The organism is Solihabitans fulvus (genome assembly GCF_008386585.1).
GTDB classification, from domain to species: Bacteria; Actinomycetota; Actinomycetes; order Mycobacteriales; family Pseudonocardiaceae; genus Solihabitans; species Solihabitans fulvus.
Window position 1 is genome coordinate 45,502 of the sequence record NZ_VUOB01000028.1, and the last position, 18,995, is coordinate 64,496.

The 18,995-nt window shown below is 70.3% G+C and carries 18 protein-coding genes; 8 read left to right on the forward strand and 10 right to left on the reverse strand.

Going from position 1 to position 18,995, the window contains the following annotated elements; translation table 11 throughout:
- Nucleotides 1-11 precede the first annotated feature (11 nt).
- Nucleotides 12-1,229, forward strand: coding sequence for a ricin-type beta-trefoil lectin domain protein (locus tag F0L68_RS16575; RefSeq protein WP_438672290.1), 1,218 nt, complete (start codon nucleotides 12-14; stop codon nucleotides 1,227-1,229).
- Nucleotides 1,226-3,085 carry a lectin gene (locus tag F0L68_RS16580; protein WP_149850486.1) on the forward strand — a complete coding sequence of 620 codons (1,860 nt, stop codon included), beginning with the start codon at nucleotides 1,226-1,228 and terminating at the stop codon, nucleotides 3,083-3,085. The genes F0L68_RS16575 and F0L68_RS16580 overlap by 4 nt, the downstream gene beginning before the upstream one ends.
- Before the next feature lie 286 nt (nucleotides 3,086-3,371).
- Here F0L68_RS16580 and F0L68_RS16585 read toward each other — a convergent pair whose 3' ends face one another.
- From F0L68_RS16585 to F0L68_RS16595, 3 genes are all read right to left on the reverse strand, one after another.
- Nucleotides 3,372-4,325 (reverse strand): ricin-type beta-trefoil lectin domain protein, encoded by a 954-nt coding sequence (locus F0L68_RS16585; protein WP_223198845.1) that lies wholly within the window; start codon nucleotides 4,323-4,325, stop codon nucleotides 3,372-3,374.
- 200 nt (nucleotides 4,326-4,525) lie between these two features.
- Nucleotides 4,526-5,458: a hypothetical protein gene (locus F0L68_RS16590; protein WP_149850487.1), complete on the reverse strand. Its 933-nt coding sequence runs from the start codon at nucleotides 5,456-5,458 to the stop codon at nucleotides 4,526-4,528.
- Between the two features lie 432 nt (nucleotides 5,459-5,890).
- Nucleotides 5,891-7,009 (reverse strand): M20 family metallopeptidase, encoded by a 1,119-nt coding sequence (locus F0L68_RS16595; RefSeq protein WP_223198846.1) that lies wholly within the window; start codon nucleotides 7,007-7,009, stop codon nucleotides 5,891-5,893.
- Nucleotides 7,010-7,080: 71 nt separating this feature from the next.
- Between F0L68_RS16595 and F0L68_RS16600 the strand changes: the two genes are divergently transcribed.
- Nucleotides 7,081-7,977 carry a LysR family transcriptional regulator gene (locus F0L68_RS16600; RefSeq protein ID WP_223198847.1) on the forward strand — a complete coding sequence of 299 codons (897 nt, stop codon included), beginning with the start codon at nucleotides 7,081-7,083 and terminating at the stop codon, nucleotides 7,975-7,977.
- 68 nt (nucleotides 7,978-8,045) lie between these two features.
- On the opposite strand, the gene F0L68_RS16605 is transcribed toward F0L68_RS16600, so the two are convergent.
- The 5 genes from F0L68_RS16605 to hppD all read right to left on the reverse strand — a co-directional run bounded on the left by F0L68_RS16605 (nucleotide 8,046) and on the right by hppD (nucleotide 12,667).
- The gene (locus F0L68_RS16605; protein WP_149850488.1) at nucleotides 8,046-8,591 is read right to left on the reverse strand and encodes a snapalysin family zinc-dependent metalloprotease; all 546 of its coding nucleotides are present in this window, start codon (nucleotides 8,589-8,591) and stop codon (nucleotides 8,046-8,048) included.
- A gap of 68 nt (nucleotides 8,592-8,659) precedes the next feature.
- Nucleotides 8,660-9,364, reverse strand: coding sequence for a S1 family peptidase (locus tag F0L68_RS16610; protein ID WP_149850489.1), 705 nt, complete (start codon nucleotides 9,362-9,364; stop codon nucleotides 8,660-8,662).
- A 519-nt stretch (nucleotides 9,365-9,883) separates the two neighbouring features.
- Nucleotides 9,884-10,306, reverse strand: a complete 423-nt coding sequence (locus tag F0L68_RS16615) for a PPOX class F420-dependent oxidoreductase (protein ID WP_149850490.1) — start codon at nucleotides 10,304-10,306, stop codon at nucleotides 9,884-9,886.
- A gap of 38 nt (nucleotides 10,307-10,344) precedes the next feature.
- Nucleotides 10,345-11,319 (reverse strand): zinc-binding dehydrogenase, encoded by a 975-nt coding sequence (locus tag F0L68_RS16620; protein ID WP_149850491.1) that lies wholly within the window; start codon nucleotides 11,317-11,319, stop codon nucleotides 10,345-10,347.
- Between the two features lie 145 nt (nucleotides 11,320-11,464).
- Complete coding sequence (gene hppD, locus F0L68_RS16625; protein WP_149850492.1) at nucleotides 11,465-12,667, reverse strand: 4-hydroxyphenylpyruvate dioxygenase; 1,203 nt, start codon at nucleotides 12,665-12,667, stop codon at nucleotides 11,465-11,467.
- A 147-nt stretch (nucleotides 12,668-12,814) separates the two neighbouring features.
- Between hppD and F0L68_RS16630 the strand changes: the two genes are divergently transcribed.
- From F0L68_RS16630 to F0L68_RS16645, 4 genes are all read left to right on the forward strand, one after another.
- A complete protein-coding gene (locus F0L68_RS16630; protein WP_149850493.1) occupies nucleotides 12,815-13,297 on the forward strand; it encodes an Lrp/AsnC family transcriptional regulator in 483 nt (160 codons plus the stop codon).
- 103 nt (nucleotides 13,298-13,400) lie between these two features.
- A complete protein-coding gene (locus F0L68_RS16635) occupies nucleotides 13,401-13,670 on the forward strand; it encodes a hypothetical protein (RefSeq protein WP_149850494.1) in 270 nt (89 codons plus the stop codon).
- A gap of 16 nt (nucleotides 13,671-13,686) precedes the next feature.
- Entirely contained in the window at nucleotides 13,687-15,504 is a 1,818-nt protein-coding gene (gene glmS / locus F0L68_RS16640) for a glutamine--fructose-6-phosphate transaminase (isomerizing) (protein ID WP_149850495.1), read from the forward strand.
- Between the two features lie 51 nt (nucleotides 15,505-15,555).
- On the forward strand, nucleotides 15,556-16,320 hold the full coding sequence (locus F0L68_RS16645) for a phosphotransferase (protein WP_149850496.1): 765 nt from the start codon (nucleotides 15,556-15,558) through the stop codon (nucleotides 16,318-16,320).
- Nucleotides 16,321-16,392: 72 nt separating this feature from the next.
- Here the strand turns inward: F0L68_RS16645 and F0L68_RS16650 are convergent, their stop codons facing one another.
- Nucleotides 16,393-17,052 (reverse strand): response regulator, encoded by a 660-nt coding sequence (locus tag F0L68_RS16650; protein ID WP_149850497.1) that lies wholly within the window; start codon nucleotides 17,050-17,052, stop codon nucleotides 16,393-16,395.
- Entirely contained in the window at nucleotides 17,049-18,251 is a 1,203-nt protein-coding gene (locus F0L68_RS16655; RefSeq protein ID WP_223198848.1) for a sensor histidine kinase, read from the reverse strand. The genes F0L68_RS16650 and F0L68_RS16655 overlap by 4 nt, the downstream gene beginning before the upstream one ends.
- Before the next feature lie 170 nt (nucleotides 18,252-18,421).
- Between F0L68_RS16655 and F0L68_RS16660 the strand changes: the two genes are divergently transcribed.
- On the forward strand, nucleotides 18,422-18,835 hold the full coding sequence (locus tag F0L68_RS16660; RefSeq protein ID WP_223198849.1) for a hypothetical protein: 414 nt from the start codon (nucleotides 18,422-18,424) through the stop codon (nucleotides 18,833-18,835).
- Nucleotides 18,836-18,995 lie beyond the last annotated feature (160 nt).

Genomic DNA, 18,995 nt, shown 5'->3' on the forward strand with positions numbered 1-18,995 from the left:
TCGGCCTGGTCATGGCCGCCGCGCTCCTCCTCCCCATCGCTCTGGGCGCCGCAGTCGCCAGCCAAGCGGCAGCCGGCCAGGCGACGGCCGGTGTCACGCCGGCGGCGGCCTCCTTCACCGACGACTTCGACGGCCCGGCCGGCGCCGGGATCGACGGTTCGAAGTGGCACTTCGAGACCGGCGACAACGTCAACAACCACGAACGCGAGTGGTACACCTCCGGCACCAACAACGCCGCGCTGGACGGTCAGGGGCACCTGGTCATCACCGCGAAGCGGGAGAACCCGGGCAACTACAACTGCTGGTACGGCCGCTGCGAGTACACCTCGGCGCGGCTCGCCACGGCCGGCCAGTTCACCCAGGCCTACGGCCACTTCGAAACGCGCATGAAGCTGCCGCGCGGCCAGGGCATGTGGCCGGCGTTCTGGATGCTTGGCAACGACATCGGCAGCGTCGGCTGGCCCAACAGCGGCGAGATCGACATCATGGAGAACGTCGGTTTCGAGCCGAACACCGTGCACGGCACCATCCACGGCCCCGGCTACTCCGGCTCCGGCGGCATCGGCGCGCCCTACAGCGGCCCCAACTTCTCCGACGACTTCCACACCTACGCCGTGGACTGGGCGCCGAACCGGATCACCTGGCTCGTGGACGGAAACGCCTACCAGACCAGGACTCCCGCCGATCTCAACGGCAACCGCTGGGTTTTCGACCACCCGTTCTACCTCCTGCTCAACCTGGCCGTCGGCGGCTACTGGCCCGGCGACCCCGACGGCAGCACCCAGTTCCCGCAGCAGCTCGTCGTCGACTACGTGCACGTCACCACCGACAGCGGCGGCCCACCGCCCACCGGCGGCCAGATCACCGGGTACGGCGGCAAGTGCGTCGACGTCGCGGCGGCCAACACCGCCAACGGCACCGCGGTGCAGCTCTACGACTGCAACGGCACGAACGCCCAGCAGTGGAGCAGGCCGGGCGACGGGAGCATCCGCGCGCTCGGCAAGTGCCTCGACGTGACCAGCGCCGGCACCGCCGACGGCACGAAGGTCCAGCTGTGGGACTGCAACGGCACTGGCGCGCAACAGTGGGTCGTCACCTCGGCGAACGACATCGTCAACACCAACTCCGGCAAGTGCCTCGACGCCACCGGCGTCTCCTCGGCCAACGGCACCCGCCTCCAGATCTGGACCTGCACCGGCGGAGCCAACCAGAAGTGGACGGTGACATGAGGAGCCGGGCCCTGCCGAGCCTCGTCGCCGTCCTCGGCGCGACGCTGCTCGCCTCGGCCGGGGTGGCCGGCCCGGCGCGGGCCGCCGGTGAGACCGTCAACGTCTGGCTGACCACGACCGACGACAGCCGCGGTGTGCATGTGACGCAGGGGTTGGCGCAGCAGGCCCCGGTGGCCTTCGCGGCGGGCACCGGCACTGGTGACCAGACCATCACCGTCGACGAGAACACCAGCTACCAACAGTTCGAGGGCGGCGGCGCGTCGTTCACCGACACCGCGGCCTGGCTGCTGAACTCCAGCGGCGCGCTCAGCCAGGCCACCCGCGACGACACCATGCGCAGGCTGTTCGACCCGAACTCGGGCATCGGGCTGAGCTTCCTGCGCAACCCGATGGGCGCGTCGGACCTGGCGCGCTACAGCTACTCCTACGACGACCTGCCAGCCGGGCAGACCGACCCGGGCCTTGACCAGTTCTCCATCGCGCACGACCTCGCCGACGTCGTGCCGTTGACCAGGCAGGCCAAGCAGCTCAACCCGGCGATCAAGGTGATGGCCACGCCGTGGAGCGCGCCGCCGTGGATGAAGGACAACGGCGACTACCGGCTCGGCTGGCTGCGGTCGGAGTTCTACCCCGCCTACGCGCAGTACTTCGTGCGCTACGTCCAAGCCTATGCGGCGCAGGGCATCCCGGTGGACTACGTGTCCGCGCAGAACGAGCCGACCTGTTGCGGCGGCTACCCGTCGATGAACTGGAACGGCGCGGGGCTGGCCTACTTCACCAAGAACGACCTGCTGCCGGCCCTGCACGGCGCCGGGCTGTCCAGCAAGGTCCTCGCGCTGGACTGGAACTGGGACCAGTACGCCGCCTTCGCCGCCCCGACCGTGGACGACGCGGCCATCCGCACCGATCCGAACTTCGGCGGAATGGCCTGGCACGGCTACGGCGGGGACGTCGGCGAGCAGACCGCGGTGCACGACCAGTACCCGTCGATGAACGCCTACGGCACCGAGCACTCCGGCGGCACCTGGGTCAGCGACCAACAGGGCGAGGACATGGCCAACATCGTCGACTACACGCGGAACTGGAGCCGCAGCGTCGTCAAGTGGAGCCTCGCCGTCGACCAGAACCTTGGGCCGCACAACGGGGGCTGCGGCACCTGCACCGGATTCGTCACCGTGCACAACGGGGACGGCCGCACCGGGCAGGTCGACTACACCGTCGAGTACTACACCATGGGCCACCTCACCAAGTTCGTGCGGCCCGGCGCGTATCGGATCGCCTCCAACGACAGCTCGGCCGTGCGCAACGTCGCCTGGCGGAATCCGGACGGCTCCAAGGCGCTGATCGCGTACAACGCGAGCGGCGGCACCCAGTCCGTGCGGGTGAACTGGGGCGACCAATCCTTCAGCTACTCGCTGCCGGCGCGGACCTCGGCGACGTTCACCTGGAACGGCAACCAAGGCGGCGGTTCGAGGACCGGGCCCGTCACCGGCTTCGGCGGCAAGTGCGTCGACGTGGCCGGGGCCAACAGCGCCAACGGCACGGCCGTCCAGCTCTACGACTGCAACGGAACCGCGGCCCAGCAGTGGACGGTCGGCCAGGACGGCACGGTCCGCGCGCTCGGCAAGTGCCTCGACGTCACCAATCAGTCCACTTCGGACGGTGCGCCGGTTCAGCTGTGGGACTGCGCCGGCACGGCGAACCAGCGCTGGACCGCAACGGGATCGGGACAGCTCGTCGGGGTCGGCTCCGGCAAGTGTCTCGACGCAACCGGCAACAGTTCGGCCAACGGCACCCGCCTCCAGATCTGGACCTGCACCGCCGGAGCCAACCAACGGTGGACCCTCCCGGCCTGAGCACTCAGGAGACAGCCATGCGTGACACGACAGCCCCGATGTCCGGCACTCTCAGCGCGCTGGCACTCGTCGCGCAACAGGACTGGGACTTCACCCGCGTGCGCGCTCAGCACGCGGGCTGATCTCCCACCGGCTGCCGGGCACGGGGCGCCGCCGCAGTCCCCCGTGCCCGGCAGACGGATTCCGGCCGCAGTGGCCGGGTGGTGCGGTTGTCCCGGGACGCCAGCCGGGTCGTTCCGGCGACATCCCAGGACACCGCACCTGAAACCCTGCCGAGTGGCGGGTTTCAGCTGGTGGGCACGGTCCACTTGGCCGCGGCGCCGGAGCAGCTGCCCGCCGTCACGCTCGTGCCCGATGCCCGGAAGCACTTCTTGCCGGTCTGGATGTCGGAGATGGTCAGGTTCGGGTTGGCCGACCACTGCTGGGTCGGGCCGCCGGTGCAGGTCTTGAACATGATCGGGCCGCTCTTGGCATCCGCGCAGATGGCGCCGGACTGGTTGGCCGCCGAGTGGACGCTCAGGAAGGTGCCGTCGAAGGTGAACCGCTGTTCGGCCGATCCGTTGCAGGCAGCCATCTTCGCGGTCCAACCCGGGGTGGTCCGGTCGCCGGGATCGTCGAGGCACTGACCGGTGGCGTTGTTCTTGTACGGACCGACGGTGATGGTCGGCTTGGCGCCGCCGTAGCACGCGCCCGTCTTGGTGTTGTAGATCGGCTCGGTCGTGACGGGCTCGTTGGCGGGCGGGTTGACGACGACCGACTCCAGGATCGGCGTGGTGTCGGGGTTGTAGTGGGTCAGGGCGTTCTCGCACTCGATGGCGGTGATGGGGTTGCCGCCCTTGCCGCCCTCCCACAGGTCGAAGTGCCACAGGTTCGGGCCGCCGTTGGGGCCCTTGCCGTTCCAGTCGGCGTCGCACTCCTCGCAGCCGTCTTCCATGATGAAGTACTTGCCGACGCGGGGAACGTAGATCCGGCCGCCCGACTTGACCTCGGCGGTGGCCGTCGCGAACGTGATCGGGTCGGCGTAGGTGCCGGTGCCGCCCGCGGACTGGTGCAGGCCGGGGTAGGAGATGGCGCCGCCGGGCGGCGTGTTGTCCCACCAGCCGTAGAGGGTGATGAAGGCCTGCTGGGTCGAGGATTTCGGCGCCGCCGCCGACGCCGTGCCGATGCCGGTCAGCATGGCCATGACCGACAGCAGGGCGATGCACGCCGTTGCCATGTACTTGACGATCACACGTCTCATGTCGCCTCCGTCGCAGCTGTCCTTGGCAGCGGGTACGGGTCCAGCGTATGAAAAGATCACGAAATTTGTAAGGAAAATTTATTAACAAACGTTCGAGGCCGCGGCCCTACCCTCCGGACCCTCCCGAGGAGGCCGCCGACCAGGAGCTGCTCCGCGCCCGATTCCGGCCGGCTCCGGCCACGTCCACGCCGGCCGAACGGCTAGCCGTTCGGCCGCAGGTGCTTGGGCCCGTACTGCCACAACGGGGAGTCCGCCGGCAGGTTGGCCCACGTGTTGCCCTGCTGGGTCTTCGTCGGCGGCCCACCGATCGAGTTCGGGTTCCCGTCAGGGGCGTGATGCCACTGGACGTCCTGCCAGGACGGGTACTGGTTGGGCAGGCGGTTCGGCACCATCCCGCCCGCCAGCTCCAGCCGGATGGGCACCCCGGCCTGCATCGCGGCCACATATCTGTGGTGACCGTCGCCGAAGAGCGCGACCCGTCCCGGCGGCAGGTTGGGGTTCGGCGGCTGCACGTCCGGCGGACGGTGCACCGTGATCGTCACCGGATTCTGTTCGGTCGGCGGATTCGTCTTCCACTTGTCCAGGTACGACTGCACCGGGTGTGGGCTCACCGAGTTCTGGCCGGGACGGACATCGTGATAGCCCGACCCCGGCAGGCTCTGCGGCGGCGGGGTGAACGTGTGCGTCCCGATGATCTTGACAGTGCGCCCGTCCACGATCTTCGACATCGGCGGGTCGAGCGGGGTGAAGTGCTCGGCCCGCAGAGGTCCCTGCTGACCGGGCGGCTGGTGCGGGGGCGGCGACTGGGCGGGAGCCGGCGGGCGAGAGGCCGGTGACGACGGAGGCTGGACGGGCGGGCGTTGCGACGACGATCCGGCTTGTTGGGTGGACGACGACGTCACCGGCGGACGCGTCGACCCGCCTGCCCCGGTCAGGTGCGGCGGCTTGGGCCGGATCTCGGGCGGACCCACAGGGGCCGGCGCTGTCGGGGTCGGAGCCGACGGCCGCGAGCTGCTCGTGCTGCCGTGGTGCGGAAAGGACTGACCGAGCTGGTTGGTCGCGCTGGTGGCGGAGCTGGCGTGGGTGCCGAGCGTCTGGCTGCTCTGCTCGAACATCTTGGCGATGTCCGACACCCTCGACCTGCCCGGCGCGCCCGAACCGCCCGGCCCGACGCTTCCCTGCCCCGCACCAGGTCCGGCGCTCGGCTGCGGCCGCCCGCCCATCGGCGGCCGGTGCGACGGCGGCCCACCAAACGGATGCGGTTGCGGTGGGCCGCCGAACGGGCGCTGTTGTGGTGGCGCACCGAGCGGATGGTGCTGCGGTGGAGGTCCACCGGCCGGGTGCTGCTGCGGCGACGGGCCGTGGCCCGGCGGCGGTGGCGGCGGGCGACGCCCAGGCGGCGGCCGATGTCCGGATGGGTGCATCCTCGGCTCCAGCTCCTCGTGACGACATACCGCACACCGACAGTCGAGCCCTCGAACCTAAAGGATCATCCGCGCCATCGACATAGGGAAATCCCTCGTCTTGCGCGGCCGCGACCGGCCGGGATCGCCCCGGTGGGCGCGTCAGCGCCGGGTCCGCTCGATCAACCGCGCGAGCAACTCACTGCGCGGGATCAGCTGCGCGACGAGCACGTGCTCGGAGTCGGCGTGCGCACCGCTGCCGACTCCGCCGATGCCGTCCAGGGTCGGGCAGCCGACGCCCGCGGTGTAGTTGCCGTCGGACGCCCCGCCGACGGCCAGCCCGCGCAGCGGCTCCTGGCCGAGCTCCTCGGCGATCGCGGCGGCGAGGGCGAACAGCGCGGCGGAGGACGCCGGCTCCATGGGCGGCCTTCGCTTGCCGCCCAACACTTCCAGCCGCGCGCCGACCGTCCGCACCGGCAGTTCCCTGATGAGATCATCGATGCGGTCCTGGGTCTGTTTGGTCGGCACGCGCACGTCCACCGACACCGTTGCCCGCGCCGGCACGGTGTTGAGCGTGCTGCCGGCCGAGAGCAGGGTCGGCGTGACCGTCGGGGCGCCCAGTGCGGAGTCGACGCCGGCCATCGACGCCGCCAGGCCCGCGATGGCCAGGACCTGGTGCGCCGCCTCGACCGCCGCGTTGACGCCCTTCTCCGGTTCCAGGCCGGCGTGGGCGGCCTTGCCGTGCACCACCACCTCGTACCGAGAGGTGCCCTTGCGGGCGACCTTGAGCGCGCCGGACTCGTTCGCGGACGCCTCCAGCACGAAGGCGGCCGCGCAGCCGCGCGCGGACTCCTCGATCAACTCCCGCGAGGTCGGCGAGCCGACCTCCTCGTCCCCGTTGACCAGCACGCACACGCCGTCCCTTGACGGCAGCGACGCCAGCGCGTGGAACAGCTGCACCAGGCCGGACTTCATGTCCAGCACCCCAGGGCCCCTGGCGATCCCGTCGACCACCGACCACGGGTGGGTCCGCAGCGAGCCCATCGGCCACACCGTGTCGTGGTGTCCCATCAGCAGCACCCTCGGCGAGCCGAAGACCCAGCGCAGGTGGGGCACGCCGTCGACGACGATCATTTCCGGTGCGGTGCCGAGGATCCGCTCGCCCATGGCACCGACGACCTCGGCGCTGCGGGCCAGCGCCTCGTGGTCGGCCGAGAATGACTCGCAGCGCACCAGTTCTTCCAGATCGGCCAGCATCGCGGCCAAGGAGAATGAAGTCATGCGGCGACGCTAAGGGCGGCGCACGGCATGCCACCAGCGACTAGATTGCATGCGAGCCATGCTCCGGACTCATGGCAGGACGGAGGACCGTGTTCGAGGTCTACGCGCTGCGCCTGCTGGTGACCGTGGCCGACACCGGGTCGTTCACCAGGGCGGCCGCCCAGCTCAACTACACGCAGTCCGCGGTGTCGCGGCGGATCGCCTGGCTGGAGCAGCAGGCAGGCGGGCCGCTGTTCGAGCGGCTCCCCCGTGGCGTGCGGCTGAACCCCGCAGGGCACGCGCTGCACCGGCACGCGGTGGACGTCCTCGACCGGCTGGCCAGGGCGGAACAGGAGTTGGCCGCGATCAGGGCCGGACGCGGCGGGGTGCTGCGCGTCGGCGCGTTCTCCACCGCGAACGTGTCGTTGCTGCCAACGGCTTTGCGGGCGTTGAAGCTGGCGCGGCCGGACGTCGACATCGTCCCGATCGAGGGCAGGAGCGGCGCGCTGATGCGGCAACTCGCCGACGGGGCGCTCGACCTCGCCGTGGTCAGTGACTACCCGTCCGGCCTGCCGCCGGTCGACGGGGTCACGACGACGGTTCTGTTGCGGGACGAGCTGTTCGTCGTCCTCCGGCGCGACCATCCGCTGGCGGGCGCCGGCACGATCGACCTGCGCGGGCTGCGGGACGAGGCGTGGATCCAGGACTCGCCGGCCGGAGGTCCCACGATGCTCACGGACGCCTGCGCCAAGGCCGGCTTCGCGCCGAGAAAACTGATCCGAATCGCGGAGTGGACGGGCAAGTTCGGCTATGTGGCCGCGGGCCTCGGCGTCGCGCTGGTTCCCTCGCTGGCCGCCTCGGCGGTGCCGGCCGAGTTAGTGCTGTGCGGGCTCGGCGACCTCGCCCCGCGACGGACCGTCCATCTCGCGGTGCCCACTACCCCACTGCCCGCCGCGCTGGCGCTGGCGGACCTGCTGCGCGAGGCCTGATCCGGCGACCGGGACGGCCCCGGGACGACGTGTCGACGTCCCGGAACCGTCCCGCACAACACCTCAGGTCAGCGGTAGACGCGCGCCAGGGCCGGAGCGTTCGCCGCGAACCCGTTGGCGAAGTTCTGGTCCACCTGCGCGGCCTCGTTGGCGTCGGGCATCGCGTTCTTGCAGGACGGGCCAGGGCCGTGGCCGGACATGATCTCCGAACAGGGACCGCTGTAGTGATCGGGCAGCCCGAGGTTGTGACCCATCTCGTGGGCCAGGATCCGCGTGGGGTCGTTGCCCTCGGCGACCTGCTGCACGTCGATGTAGATGTCGCCGCTGCCGTGCCCGTCGGTCTGCGTGTACGAACCGCCGCCGGACGTCTCGTGGATCAGGATCGTTGCACCACCACAGGAATCCAGGTGCACGTTCTGCACCACGCTGTTCCAGTTGGCCGCGGCCTGGGTCGACTCGGCCTGGTAGTCGGGCGCGTCGCTCGCGTCGTAGCACAGGTTCACCGCGTTCGGCGCGGCCTGGGCGCTGGTCGCCAGCGCGACCTGGGCGCCGCCGAGCGGCAGCAGGACCGCGGCGAGACCGGCGACGAGCCGGCCAACGTGTCGTCGTGTCATTTTCGGTTGCCTCCCATGGGGCGAAACTCAGCAAGGTTGTCGTCTCGAACAGGGGAAGGGCGCACTACCTAGCTGCGGATCTGCTGGTTGATCCAGGTCAGGTACTGGGCGATGCCGGTGTAGAGGGTGCTCGTGGCGCACTCGCCACCGTTGTCGCCGGGGCCGTGCGTCTCGCCGACCAGCGTCCAGTTGCCTGGCGAGCCGACGATGGCGGGACCGCCGGAGTCGCCGTGGCAGGCGGAGTGCGCGTAGTCGCCGGAGACGCAGACGTCACCCGAGCCACCGCCACCAGCGGCGCAGTCGCTGCTGGGCAGGATCGTCAGGTCGATCTCCTGGAGCGTCGAGCTGGTCTGGCAGTCGGGCCAGCTCTGGCAGCCCCAGCCGATGAGGCGGACGCCGGAGCCCGCGGCGGGGTTGCTCTGCGCCATCGGGACGGGCGTGGACTGGGCGGGCTGGCTCAGGTGCATCAGCGTGAGGTCGGTGCCCGGCTTGGTGATGACCTGGTCGATCTGGCCGACCTCGCCGCCGAAGCTGTTGTCCGTCGACCCGATCCGGCCCGAGTAGGCGTCCCCGCAGTGGTGCGCCGTGACGATCCACTGCGCCGCGACCAGGCTGCCACCGCAGCCGTTGTCGAGCGACACCATGAACGAGTACGTCTCGGTCGCATCGCCGCCGCCGATGATGTGCGGTTGCGCGACGTTGGCCGAGGCCGGCATCGCGAGCGCCAGGACCGCGGCGCACGCGGCGAGCGCGGCCAGCAGAACTCTTCTCATGCGAACTCTCTCAATCGGCGGCCGAAGCCGCCAGTGCAGGGATAGGCAGGGATAGGCAGGGATAGGCAGGGATAGGCAGGGATAGGCAGGGATAGGCAGGGATAGGCAGGGATAGGCAGGGATAGGCAGGGATAGGCAGGGATAGGCAGGGATAGGCAGGGAATGCAAGATTCCCAGCGATCGCACGGTTTGACCACATACGAAGGGAGGGAGATTTTCACCGTTAAGAGTAAAGCGATACACCGTGCAACCCGATCCCCCGCGAGCACCGTCCTTACCCATTACCCCTGCTCACGCAGCCATATCCTGACGCACTGACCCATTCTTATGCCGAAGATCGCTCACCGGTCGAGCGCGAACCACTATCCACTCTTATCATGGCGAACACGGGCGGCACGGCGAGTGGTGTCGAACGGTTATTCGGCGTGCCTTCCGAAAGAAAAGACGAACCCACCGCGCTCGCCGGGCCTGTCCCGGCTGGCGCGGTGGGCAGTCACATCGACGGTGGCGGGACGGCGGTCAGCGCCCGGCGACGTCGCGCTTGTTCGGCACGAGTTCGTGCGGCTCGGTGTCCGGATCGCCGATGCCGAAGCTGATGATGCGGCTGGGCCGGATTCGGATGATGGCCCCGCCGACCCTCGACGCGGAATCGGTCGGTGCCTCGATCGCCTCGGCGGTGCCACGGATGTCCACGCACCGCACCCGCCACGGCTGCACCGAGGCGATGTCGTCGACCACGAAGGCGACCTGGCCGTTGTCGACCACGTTCCGGAACTTCCTACTGGCCGCCATGTTGTGGCCGCCGATGTCGATGGTTCCGGTGTCGCTGTTGTAGCTGAACCCGACCGGACTCACCTGGAGCGTCCCGTTCGGCTGGCGGGTCGCCAATCGACCGAGTCGCTGTGTCGCCAGGTAACCGAGTTCGGCATCCGTGAATGACATTGGCTGGTCCTTTCCTCGTCGGGACGGGCAGTCGCGGGTCAGATGACGAGCAGTGTCTTGCCGAGCGCCGCGCGGGCCTCGATCGCGGCGTGCGCCTCGGCGGCCCGGTCCAGCGGGAAGGTCTGGCCGATGGTCGGCCTGACGCGGCCCTGCGCCGCCTCGGTCAGCATGCGCTCGGCCCGCGACCGCGCGCCGACGCCGAACGTGAAGAGTTGCTCGATCCCGAGGACGGTGACCCCGCGCCGGTCCGCCTCGCCCGGGTCGATCACCGTGGCGGTCCCGCTGGCCGCGCCGTGCACGGAGAACCGGCCGCCGGGCGCGGTCACCCCGAACGCGTCCCGGCCGATCTGCCCGCCGACGCCGTCGAACACCACGTCGGCGCCGCGACCGCCGGTCGCCTCGCGCACCCGCTCCGGCCAACCCGGCACGGTGTAGTCGACGACCGCCTCGGCGCCCAACTCGGTGACCAGCGCCAACTTCCGCTCGCCGCCCGCCGCGCCGACCACCCGCGCGCCGGCCGCGCGGGCCAACTGCACCAGCAGACTGCCGACGCCGCCCGCCGCCGCCTCGACCAGCACCCAGTCGCCTGGCTGGATCTTTGCTCCCTCGACGAGACCGAGCGCGGTGCCGCCGTCGTCCAGCAGCGCCGCGGCCTCCGCCAGGCCAAGCCCCTCGGGCACGGGGATCACCGAGTCGACCGCGGCGACGGCCCGCTCGGCGTTTCCGCCGTAGCCGCTCGCCGTGTGGGCGACCACGCGTCGGCCGATCCAACCGGGATCCACCCCGGGCCCGACGGAACCCACCCGGCCGGCGACCGACGCGCCGGGCACGTACGGCGGCTCCGGCAGCGGCGGCCCCGGCGTGAACCCGCGCCGGAGCTGCGTCTGGACGAAGTCGATCGCCGCGACCGACACCTCGACGACGACCTCGCCGTGCCGCGCCACCGGATCTGGCGCCCGGCCGAGCACCAGCACCTCGGGATCCCCGAACCTTGTCGCCCGCACGACCTGCATGTCCCACCGCTTTCCGCGTTCGCCTGACTCGGCTTCCGCGTCCAGCGTGCAGTCTCCAGTTAACTTGAGGTCAAGCGACGCTCGGCAAACGACGACGCCACGCCAGGATCGTCCTGGCGTGGCGTCGTCGGTGCTGCGGTCGGTGCTACAGGTTGCCCCTGCGGTGCTGCTCCGCCTCGATGGCCTCGAACAGCGCCTTGAAGTTGCCCTTGCCGAAACCGAGCGAACCGTGCCGCTCGATCAGCTCGTAGAACACCGTCGGCCGGTCGCCGAGCGGCTTGAAGAAAATCTGGAGCAGGTAACCGTCCTCGTCCCGGTCGACCAGCACGTGCCGCTTCTGAAGCTCCTCGATCGGCACGCGGACGTCACCGATCCTGGCGCGCAGCTCGGCGTCCTCGTAGTAGGAGGCCGGGGCGTCGAGGAACTCGACACCGGCGGTGCGCAGCGCGTCGACCGTCGCCAGGATGTCGTTGGTGGCCAACGCGATGTGCTGCACACCGGGGCCGTCGTAGAACTCGAGGTACTCGTCGATCTGCGACTTCTTCTTCGCCAGCGCGGGCTCGTTCAGCGGGAACTTCACCCGGTGGTTGCCGTTGGCGACCACCTTGCTCATCAGCGCCGAGTAGTCGGTGGCGATGTCGTCGCCGACGAACTCCGCCATGTTGACGAAGCCCATCACGCGGTTGTACCAGCTGACCCAGTCGTCCATCTTGCCGAGCTCGACGTTGCTGACGACGTGGTCGACGGCCTGGAAGATGCGCTTCGGGGCGCCCTCGGGCTTGCGGTACGAGCCCTTCTGCGGGAGGTAGCCCGGCAGGTAGGGGCCCTCGTAGCGGGACCGGTCCACGAGGCTGTGGATCGTCTCGCCGTAGGCCGCGATGGCTGCGGTGCGGATCGTGCCGAAGTCGTCGGACACGTCGTGCGGCTCGACCAGGACGGTCGCGCCCTGGCTGCGGGCGTGCTCGACGCACTTGTCGACGTCGGTCACCTCGAGCGAGATGTCGACGACGCCGTCACCGTGCCTGCGGTGGTGGTCGAGCAGCGGGCTGTCCTTGGTGACGCCACCCTTGATGACGAAGCGCGCCGAACCGGACTTCAGCACGAAGGCCTTGTGGTCCCTGGTGCCGTTCTCCGGGCCGGAGTACGCGATGACCTCCATGCCGAACGCCACCTGGTAGTGCAGGGCGGTCTGCGTCGCGTTGCCCACGACGAACGTGAGCGCGTCCAACGACTTGACCGGGAACGGGTCCTTCGACTCGTCGTACTCGACCAGGCCGCAGAGCCTCTTCATCTGGTCGAAGCTCACGTCGTCGAGCTGAGCCTCGAGCGGCGTTTCCGTCGCTGTCATTTGCGTCCTCCTGGGCAAATCTGCACGTTATGACCTAGGTTCGAGGACATGGACTAGTCGCGCAACAGCTTCGTTTTTCACTGGTCAATCTGTACAGTCGAAGCGGCAACACAGGCTCAGTGTTGTACAACTTGCCCAGGAGAACCCATGTCCGGCGACGACACCCGCGAAACACTGGACGCCCTCGACGCCCGCCTGCTCCTGCTGCTGGTGGACGAGGACCGGATCAGCGTCCTGGAGTGCGCCCGCCGCCTCGGCGTGGCGAGGGGAACCATCCAGGCGCGCCTGGACAAGCTGTTCGCCAGAGGGGTGATCGCCGGCTTCCCGCCCGCCGTGCACCTGGCCGCGATCGGCTACGAGCTGACGGCCTTCGCGTGGGTGGAGATCAGCCAGGGCAACCGGGGGCCGGTGATCGAGGCCCTTGAGGCGATCAACGAGGTCTGCGAGGCGCACGCGACCACCGGCACCGCCGACCTGTTCATCCGCGTCGCGGCCCGGTCGCACACCGACCTCCAGCGCGTCATCGACGAGGTGGTCGCGGTCCCCGGCGTCGAGCGGGTGTCCTCCTCGATCGCTCTGTCCACCCCCATTCCGCCCCGGTTCCGGCCGCTGCTCGAACGCCTGCTCTGACCTGCGCTGACTTCCTCGGACGTTGGAGGTCCTCCCCCGGTGCCGTGCCCGAAATCGGGCACGAGATTTGTGCGCGGGGCCGCCGGTCAGCAGACTCGCCGAGGTGGGGGACGAGGTTCCGGACGAGCTGGTCGGGCACGTGGTCAGGACCAGCGGACTTCCGCCGGCCATCGCCCGTCGCGTCGTCTCCGACGTCATGGGTTACTTCGTCGAGACGGCCGAGGAGTACGTCCGTCGCCGACACGCCGAGCTGCGCGACCAGCAGGTGCCCAACGCGCGCATCTGGTCGCTGCTGCACGAGGAGCTGGCGATGCGGCCGGTCGTCGCTCCCCCGCTGTCCGAGCGCCAACTGCGGCGCATCGTCTACGGCTGAACACCAGGAGTAGTCAATGTGCGGAATCGTGGGTTACGTCGGCGCGCGGGACTCGGTGCCGCTGCTCGTCGAAGGCCTGCACCGGCTGGAATACCGCGGCTACGACTCGGCCGGCATCGCGGTCCTCGACGACGCGGGCCTCCAGGTGGTCAAGACCGCCGGTCGGGTCGCGGACCTCAGGCGAATCATGCCGGCCGGGCTCGCGGCCACGTCCGGCATCGCGCACACCCGCTGGGCGACGCACGGGGAACCGAGCGACCGCAACGCGCACCCGCACCTCGACGAGAAGCGGCGGATCGCCGTCGTGCACAACGGGGTGCTGGAGAACTTCGACCAGCTGCGCGCCCAGCTCACCGACGACGGCGTGCGGCTGTCCTCGGACACCGACAGCGAGGTGCTCGCCCACCTGATCGCCCGCGCCGAGGCCCCGACGCTGGAGGACGCGGTGCGCGCCGCCCTCCGGCAGGTCGAGGGCACCTACGGGATCATCGTGCTCGACGCGGACCGGCCAGGCGAACTCGTGGCGGCCCGGCGCGGCAGCCCGATCGTGCTCGGCGTCGGCGACCGGGAGATGCTGGTCGCCTCCGACATCGCCGCGCTGGTGCGGTTCACGCAGCAGGTGATCTACCTCGACGACGACGAGTTGGCGACCGTGACGGCCGATGGCTACCGGACCAGCACGCTGGACGCCCAGACCACGACCAAGTCTCCAACCGCAATCGACGTTCCCTCTGCCGAGTACGAGCTCGGCGAGCACCCCGACTTCATGTACAAGGAGATGCTGGACCAGCGCGACGCCGTCGACCGCTGCCTGCGCGGACGCCTCGACCGGAGGTTCATGTCGGCCAGGCTCGACGGCATCGGCCTTTCCCCGCGCGAGTACCAGCAGATCCGCAGGGTGAAACTGCTCGGCTGCGGGTCCGCCTACTACGCGGCGCAGGTCGGTGCCGGCATGATCGAGGAGCTGGCCAGGATCCCCGCCGACGCGGAGCCCGCGTCGGAGTTCCGTTACCGCAACCCGGTCGTCGACCCCGACACGCTGTACGTGGCGATCAGCCAGTCCGGCGAGACGCTGGACACGCTCGGCGCGGTGCACGAGCTCAAGCGCAAGGGCGGCCGCGTCATCGGCCTGGTCAACGTCGTGAGCAGCTCCATCGCGCGGGAGTGCGGCAGCGGCATCTTCCTGCACGCCGGCTCCGAGGTGTCGGTCGCGGCGACCAAGTCGTTCACGAACATGGGCGTCACGCTCGCGCTGTTGGCCCTGGAACTGGGCCGGGTTCGGGATCTCTCCATCACCCAGGGCCGCAGGCTCGTCGAGGGGCTCGACGCGTTGCCGGCGCTCGTCGGCGAGATTCTCGGTGCGGAGCAACGGATCGCGGCCGTCGCGGCCCGCTATGCCAACGTGGCGAACATGTTCTTCATCGGCAGGGTGCGCGGCTGGCCGGTGGCGCGCGAGGGGGCGCAGAAGCTCAAGGAGATCTCGTACGTGCACGCCGAGGCGTACCAGGCCTCGGAGCTCAAGCACGGGCCGCTCGCGCTGATCAACCCGCAGATGCCGACCGTCGCGATCGTGCCGGACGACGAGTTGCTGGCCAAGAACATCTCCACCATCGAGGAGATCAAGGCGAGGGGCGGCCCGGTGATCGCGGTGACCGACGCGGACCTCCCGGCCGGCCTGGCGACGGACGTGATCCAGGTGCCAAGGGCCCATCCCGACCTCGCGCCGATCACGCTGTCCCTGCCGCTCCAGCTGTTCGCCTACCACCTGGCCAAGTCGCTCGGCCGGGACATCGACCGACCGCGCAACCTCGCGAAGAGCGTCACGGTCGAATAGGTCGGATAGACGGGCCAATGGGTTGCCGCCGCTGGGAGTTACGATCACCGGGTGACCGGTGAACGCCTGGACGGCGGCAATCTCGGTGGGGCGGTCCGCGTCGGCGACACGGTCCGGCGAGCCACCGGCCCCTGGACACCCGCAGTGCACGCGCTGCTGGAACACCTGGCGGCCAAGGGATTCGCGGGCGCGCCCCGCGTGCGCGGCATCGACGACGAGGGCCGGGAGATACTGACCTATCTCGACGGAGACACCGTCGGCAGCCGCAAACCCTGGCCGGCCTGGGTGCACGCCGACGACTCGCTGGATCGCGTCGCCCACTGGCTGCGCGCCTATCACGAGGCCGTCGCGGACTTCGTGCCGCCGCCGGGCTCCGTGTGGCGCGGCGGCGCGGCGTGGTCGCCGGGCCTGATCGTCGGGCACAACGACGCCGCCCCCTACAACGCGGCCTGGCGCGACGGGCGCCTGGTCGGCTTCTTCGACTGGGACTTCGCCGGCCCGGTCACTCCGGAGTGGGACCTGGCGCACAGCGCGTTCAGCTGGGTGGGCCTGCACGCGCGCCATGTCGTGCTGGAGGAGGGTTTCACCGACTTCGCCGGCCGGCCCCGCCGCCTCCGCCGGTTCCTCGACGCCTACGGCTGGTCCGGCGACCTCGGCGAGTTCGTCGACGTCATCCGGGCCCGCGTCCGGGCGCACGCCGACGTCATCCGCGACATCGCCGCCACGGGCGACCCGTTGTTCGGGCGGCTCCTCGAGCGGGGTGCCGCCGACGACCTGGACCAGGCCATCGTCGGACTTGGCCGACTGGAGCTCTGACCGAGGACAACCGTTGCCGGGTCGGGAAAGCCCGTCGCCAACTCGTACCTGCTGCGCCGCCCTGCGGCCGCCTCAGACGAGGCCGTGTCGGTACGCGTAGGCGACGGCCTGGGCGCGGTCGCGGGCGTCGATCTTGGCGAGCAGGCGGTTGATGTGGCTCTTCACCGTGCCCTCGCTGATCACGAGCCGTTCGGCGATCTCGGCGTTGGACAGGCCGGTGGCGATGAGGGACAGCACCTCAGCCTCCCGTGGGGTGAGCCCGTCGGGCGACCGAGCCGGCTGACTCTGCGGCGCCTGCGCCGGCGTGGTGGCGATGGCGTCGATGAGGTGATGCTGCACGGCTGGGTCGATCACGGCGTGGTCGTCAAGGACCCGTTGCAGGGCCTGGCGAATCTCCGCCCCGCCGGCGTCCTTCGTCAGGTAGCCGCGCGCGCCGGCGCGGAGCGCGTCGAGCACCGACCGGTCGTCCGAGTAGGTGGTGAGGACGACGACCTTGACGCCGGGCTCGCGCTCGCGCAGCAGGCGGGTCGCCTCGACGCCGTCGCACCGGGGCATCCGCAGGTCCATCAGCACGATGTCGGGGCGCAGCTCCTCGGCGAGGGCGACGGCCTCGGCGCCGTCCGAGGCCGCGCCGACGACGTCGACGTCCGGCAGCAGCCCGAGCACCATCGTCAGGCCCTCCCGGACGACTCGTTGGTCGTCGGCGATCAGCACGCGGATCGGTCGGCTCATGTCGGCACATCCAATTCCACGCGGAACCCGCCGTCCGTCGGCCCGGCGACGAGCGTGCCGCCGAGCAGCTCCGCCCGCTCGCGCATGCCGGTGAGGCCGTATCCCCCGCTGTCGCCGGGGGCGGGCCGCCGGGCGCCGCGGTTGTTCGCGAAGTCCTCGACGGTGAGGCGGGTGCGCGTCGGCTCGTAGGCGAGGCACAGTTCGACCCTGGCCGGGTCGGCGTGCTTGGCGATGTTGGTCAGGGCCTCCTGGGCGACCCGGTACAGCGCGAGGCGAGCCTCGGAGTCGAGCTGGTGCGCCGCGCCGGAGATGGTGAGCCGGCAGGGCACGCCCCTGTCCTGCTGGAACTGCGCGGCCAACCCGGCGAGGCTCTCCGGCCCGGGGAGTTCGTCGTCGCGGAGCATGCCGATCGCCCTGCGAGCCTCCTCGAGACCGGACTTGCCGAGGTGGTGGGCGCGGTCGACGACCTCGGGAAGCCTTGGGTCGTCAGGATTCTCGGCCAGCAGCATCCTAGCGCCCTCGAGTTGCAGCATGAGCCCGGACAGCGAGTGCGCGAGCACGTCGTGCATCTCCCTGGCGAGGCGCTGACGCTCGGCGAGCCCCGCCGCCCGGGCCTCGGCCGCCCTGCTCTGTTCCAGTTCGCTCACCAGCCGCTGGGCCAGCCGGTTGGCGTCGCCGAGTCGCATGGAGAGGAAGAACATCCCGTAGTAGGCGCTGAGCATCACGGCGTTGAGCAGCGCGGTGGTGAACGAGCCGCCGAGGCTGGCCGCGACCATCACGCAGAGGAACACGAGGACGACGACGGTCACGTGCGTGGAGGGCCGCCCGCGCAGCAGCGGCGCGAGCAGGGACACGCCGACGAAGACTCCCGCGACGCCGACCCCGTCCGGTTGCAGCCACATCAGCGCGGCGGAGGCGAGGAGCAGGACGACGATGAGGGCGACGTGCACCATCCCGGGACGCCCGTACATGGCCAGCACGCCGCCGATCCCGCCGAGCACGAACGCGCCGAGCGCGACCGAGACGGCCAGTTCACGACCGCTGAGCCCGGGGCCGGGATGGGCGTGCCACGCGGCCCAGACCACCACGATCATGACGAGCGGCGCCAGCGGGCGCAGCCAGCGCACCGCGGGCTCCCGCCGCACGGGCGCGGCACCCAGGGTGGCGGTTGTCGAGGTCGTGCCGGGGTCGGTGCGCACCCGCCGAACACTACGGCGACCGCGCGCGAGCCGACACGGTCCCGGGGTTGATCCGCGATCTCCACCCTGGGGTGCAGAGCCCTCGACCCGTGGTTGTAGGCCTCGGCCGCCCCGAAATTCCACCCCGGCGGCGATGCCGCCAACCACCCCGCAACCGCATGCTTTTCGCCATGACAACCGAGAGCGTGAACCTCCCCAACAGCCAGTCCGCGTTGCGCACCGTGAAGCTGCTCGTCGGCAGCTACCTCGGCCTCAGCGCGCTCACCCTGGTGGCGATAGTCCTGCTACGCAACAACACCGAGGCGGTGAACACGGCCGTCTGGATCCGAGGCACCATCGTCGTCCTCAGCGCCGCGTTGATGACGACCTTCGTCGCGGGCACGGCGCGCGGCGCGCGGCGCGCGTTCCTCCGGTTACGGATCGTCTCGGCCGTCATGGTGGTGGCCATCGTCGCCATCATCTCGATCCCTGGCACCTTCCCGGTGTGGATGAAGATCGAGCAGGCCGTCTGCGGCCTGCTCCTGATCGGCGTCGTGCTGATCGTCAACGGCAGGCACCTGCGGTCACAGTTCGCGGCCAGGTAAGCCATCGCTCGTGGAACCCCGTCGACCCGAACGGGCCGCTGCGCCGCCCCTGCCAGCCGTGGCTTCTGGAACGGCCCCGGCACAGGGCGGCGCACGGCCCGTTCGCGACGAGGTGACGGGGCACGGCGGAGCGCCGGGTAACAGCGGCGGGTAACTCCGT